The sequence below is a fragment of the uncultured Bradyrhizobium sp. genome (genome assembly GCF_936928535.1).
In the GTDB taxonomy this organism is placed as follows: Bacteria; Pseudomonadota; Alphaproteobacteria; order Rhizobiales; family Xanthobacteraceae; genus Bradyrhizobium.
The window spans coordinates 1-4,363 of sequence record NZ_CAKZHY010000044.1; the positions used below are offsets into that span (position 1 = coordinate 1).

A 4,363-nucleotide genomic window follows, 5' to 3' on the forward strand; every position below is an offset into this window, starting at 1 on the left:
CGAATGGCTTCAAAAAGAGAATTGACATCAATCCGCAATTAAAGGGCCGATTGACGGCGCCGAAAAACTTTCCTCGACAATTCGAAGCTTCTCGGCATCCGACCAGCGTCGACGCCGGCCAGTCTCAACGACTTCAAGGCGGCTCACTTGGCGACTATCAGTAAGGATATCCATATCGACAGTCAGCTACGAACCGGATAACCCCGCAAGGCGGCCGTCCTCGGACGAATACGCACCAAGTCGCATAGCGAACTCTACAACGACCGAACCGATCGATCGACCAATCGTACCACTGGTTCACCCGCCCGGCGTTTGACGGTCTTCCGCTAACGTCCGAGGTTAATGCTTTTTGAGCTCTCCAGGTGTCGACTTGTTCGGAGCAGGTTCAGTTCACGATCACAACGGCACGAGGGAGCTGGGCGAACCCCGCGTTCAAACGCGATAGCGGAGCTCGCTGCTGTCATGAATTTCTTATTGACGCGACGAAGGCCAATTGAAGGTTTGCGCTGAACCGGAAAGGGCCGCAGCAACTTGAGAAGACCATTGCGTTCGAAGGCAGACCGTTGGCGAGTCATTCGTGAATCGCAAATGAGGATTAAGTTGGCTGATAAGCTTTCACGCGAGCGAGCACTAAGCGCGAGAATGATGTTGGCGAACGCTCTCCGCCAATCGAGTTGAAGGAAAAAGGGCCTGCAGCCGAGGCTGCGGAACCCTCCCGGGCTGAATGAAAAGGTAACCAGCCTGCCCGTACAGTAGACTTGACACCCCTTTATTATTAGTTGCAAGTTAAATCATGCAAAGCGAGAATTTGGAGGCTGTGATGTTAAAGCCGTTCCTCTATTGCTTGCTGTTCGTTTTGGTGAGCGGGCCGATAGGTGCAGCGGCCTATGTGGCGCTCGCGCTCATTGGCTTTTAGTGCATGATATTTTTCCCAAAACGTCTATGGGCAATACCAACATGGCACGGACTTTAGAGCAGTTCCGCGAGCAGACGCTTCGAGTCTTGAAGGAGATCTGTCCAGACGAGCCGCTCTATATCAGGCGTTGGATGAAGGCTTTTGACAAGAAGCACGGGTTAATTCAGGAGCGACCGCGCCGACGGCTCAGGAAGCAGGTATCTCGTCCTCAGAAATGAGTGAAAGCGATCTGAGCAATGTTTGCTCGAGCGAGTGGTTTAGTCGACGTAGCGCTGGCACACACGATTTCTTGGACCGAACTTCAAGAGTGAGAAGGCCGGAGCGTTTGTGATCACTCACAAAAATCCGCCGCTCGGAAATGACTGGCCGAGAAACCCGCTAGCATGTGCTCTGGCTAACCAGTTCGCTAAGGCTCGACCAGTTCGAGCCTCTCTCTCTCCGCTGCTCATCCACCAGAACATCGGGTGCAGCCCACCGCGTCAGGGCGGACACCACCGTGTTCATCGATTGGCACAACGCCGAGTCCGATCCTTTCGATCGAGCGGCCGGCGAAATCCTTGTTTGATCGATTAATTCTGCGCGGCACGACGCCTCACGCGGACGACACGGTGTTGCGATCCTGTGGTCCGGGACATGCCCACCTCACAGCGTACCTTTCCCGTGTGATTTGACGGCTCGCTGGGTAAAATAAACGTCTTCGGCATTATGCGCATTCAGGCGCACCTGAAGAAGAAAAACCTGCGACGTTCGATCGAAAGGTATTGGTTGGGCTACGTCTTAGCGTGCCAATCATGGCCGAGCGCGACGCATACCGCCGTCTTCGTTAAGAAAAACCTTAGTTGATTCCGGCACGCAAGCTTACGACCTCCTGACCCTTTGCGGAACCGATGGAAGCGACAAACAAGTTATACGCATAGGGATCTGTGTGCTCCAACAGCCGGGCTACGAATTGTGCGATCGGCAGCTCCAAGGCATCCGCCCAGGTCACATATTGGGCCGGCTCGATACGGCCCACACCAGATTCGAGTTGTGCAACAATGGTGTATGGTGCCAAGCCGATACGTTCGGCGAGTTCGCGCTGCGAAAGACCCAAATTCTTGCGTCTTTCCCGAAGGAGCAGCCCACCTCGCTGGCGCAATTGTCGCAAAGTGGCACTATCTAGGGATTCTGTCATCGATATTCTGTCGTTGGCCGATGGAACCATGAAGCATGAAAGATAGGATTCGAACAGAAGTATTACTACGGATGATCAGGTCACATACCCAAGATAAAGGCGCAAATGAAACATACCAAGAACATTTGGCCGCGGACCAGACGATACTGTTGGTTAAACGACGCTGAGGATGAGGTGCAGGCATCGCCATAAGAAGGCAGGTGAGCAACAAAAGTATTATGAGCAAGCGGTTCGCAAACCGGCCGGCTTCGCGCGCTGGAAAGCGGCGCAATCACTTCTCCTCAGTCCCAGTCAATCTTGGCACGAACATTCGGTTGTGATCCGATCTGGCTGGCGCGAAACATCTCGTCCTCATCGGGCGGTCCGGCTTGCTGATCGCATCGCTGTAGGTGGAAAAGCTGGATTTCTTCCCCATCGTTAGTTCATATTCGGGGTTCCTCGCGGCTTACGATTCGTCGGTCGTCAACCAATCATTAGCAAGTGTTCGTCACGCAGTATTCAGTATTGCCCTTCACAACAACTGTGAGGGAGACAGAGGATGAAGCCGCGAAACTTCCTAATGGTAGTTGTACTAATGCTTGCTTTGGTTGCTCAACTCGGGCCTGCCGTCGCTTACGGGTGTCTCAAGGCGCGTACCAATTACGATCTTGTTGATGACGGGGTGGAATGGTCAATTAGCACAGCGGGGGCCGAGGATTGCATACAGAGCATTCAATCGCCTGGCATTAGAGTGGAGAGCATCGCTGTGACCAGCTTACCTGCTAGGGGTAGAGTGTTTCTTTCCGGGCCAAGCTTTCGATATGTCGCAGATGTGCCCGGCGGCGCCGAAGCGGACGAATTTGATTTGCTGGTGTTGGGGCAGGTCAGAAGCCAAGAGGGATTCTCAACGATACGGGTAAAAGTCAATCCAAATGAGTTTCAGCCAGGCCACGTAGAGGTGATCCCGTCGAAGGCAAAACGCTCTACCTCGAAGAGAAACGAGGATTGATCTAGCTTTCGGGGCTCGCTTTGGCGTCTTAAGGGCGCCGGAATGGTTCCTGCTGTTGCCGAAAGTTGCTCGAGAGCAAGATCCGCCGATGTGCGCGGCGGCGGTGGATCGAGTCGGGGGCAAAGGCGGACTGACAGGCGGCGAAAGCGACCACAGTCGGGAAAAGGAAAAGTGGGGTCTGGCAGCCCATTGCCACGCCCCGCGCTTGATTTCGCGACCAGTGAAAAGCGCCAGATAGTTCTTAAGTCAAGGCGGACATCGCGTTGTGACTTGCCCGCTTACTTGGAGTGCGACTGTTGGCAGCCGCTCGTATTGACGCATGCCTGAAGGTCGATTGCGCGATGAGATCGTTGCTCGCGGTGGGAGAGGTGAAACATTTTGGCTGCTTGCTCCAGTTCAAAAGGTTCTCGGATAACCTCAATCGAACTAGTTTCAAGATTTTGTAGCGATTCGTTGCTTGTCTCGGGCGACGACTTTTCTTTATTGCATCATAGCTCCGCACGCCATTGTCAGGACGGTTGTTCTGAAATCCAAGTGTCCTCTCTGATGTTTCTTGATAGGACTTAATCTTGGTCGAACTTCGGGATGATGACGTTTCGGAAGCACGGCGTTGGGCGAAAACACTTTTCGGGACCGAGGTTTGTACCGCCACTTCCGAGAATCCTTCGATTCAGTTGTCAGTTGAATGTGTGGAGAATAGCCTATGAGAGATCCCTATTTCGAGTTTGAGCGCGCGCTCCTGCTGGTTTTCTCTGACGACCTCGACCCTGAAAAGCGCATGATTCTGAGACGCAATTTGGCAAGGACCCGGGTGAACGTGGACGTAACGCACCCGCGATACGCTGAGGCGGTTGCCAAAGCGATGGAAGTTCTGCCGTCAGTCGATCAGCGCGGCTTCGCAGGAATATGAATCGTGCGCTGGCCTGCTGGCACAACGGGCGCCTCGTTGGTCGTGAAAGCTGCCCAATCAAAAAGCTTTGCTGATAATAATCCGCGAGGGCAACTGCAGAGTACCCTGCTTGACGCGCCGCAACAATGTGCATTGAAACCGCCAGGAAGCGCTTGAATGTCGCCCCCTCTGGCTAGTCGATATTGTCGTAAGACTTCCCGCTACGGCGAGCTGCGGCATATCTCGTCGGATCTAGCTGCCTTGATCCAAAAGGATGACGGGCCAGCAAGTAGCAACTCCGGGCAAGGAGACTCTCTAACATCAGCCGGAAGCGGCGGAACTGAACCGCCCCGGGTTTGCCGGAGGCTCCAACTCCTGAGAGGATGGAGCCATGAC

The 4,363-nt window shown here is 54.0% G+C and carries 3 protein-coding genes; 2 read left to right on the forward strand and 1 reads right to left on the reverse strand.

The features are described 5' to 3' along the window. Positions 1–1,751: 1,751 nt before the first annotated feature. Positions 1,752–2,090: a helix-turn-helix transcriptional regulator gene (locus Q0687_RS05445; RefSeq protein ID WP_298873196.1), complete on the reverse strand. Its 339-nt coding sequence runs from the start codon at positions 2,088–2,090 to the stop codon at positions 1,752–1,754. Positions 2,091–2,628: 538 nt separating this feature from the next. Here Q0687_RS05445 and Q0687_RS05450 point away from each other — a divergent pair. Both Q0687_RS05450 and Q0687_RS05455 read left to right on the forward strand, forming a co-directional pair. Next, the gene (locus Q0687_RS05450; RefSeq protein ID WP_298873198.1) at positions 2,629–3,078 is read left to right on the forward strand and encodes a hypothetical protein; all 450 of its coding nucleotides are present in this window, start codon (positions 2,629–2,631) and stop codon (positions 3,076–3,078) included. Positions 3,079–3,781: 703 nt separating this feature from the next. Continuing rightward, positions 3,782–3,988 (forward strand): hypothetical protein, encoded by a 207-nt coding sequence (locus tag Q0687_RS05455; RefSeq protein ID WP_298873200.1) that lies wholly within the window; start codon positions 3,782–3,784, stop codon positions 3,986–3,988. The last annotated feature ends 375 nt before the right edge of the window (positions 3,989–4,363 follow it).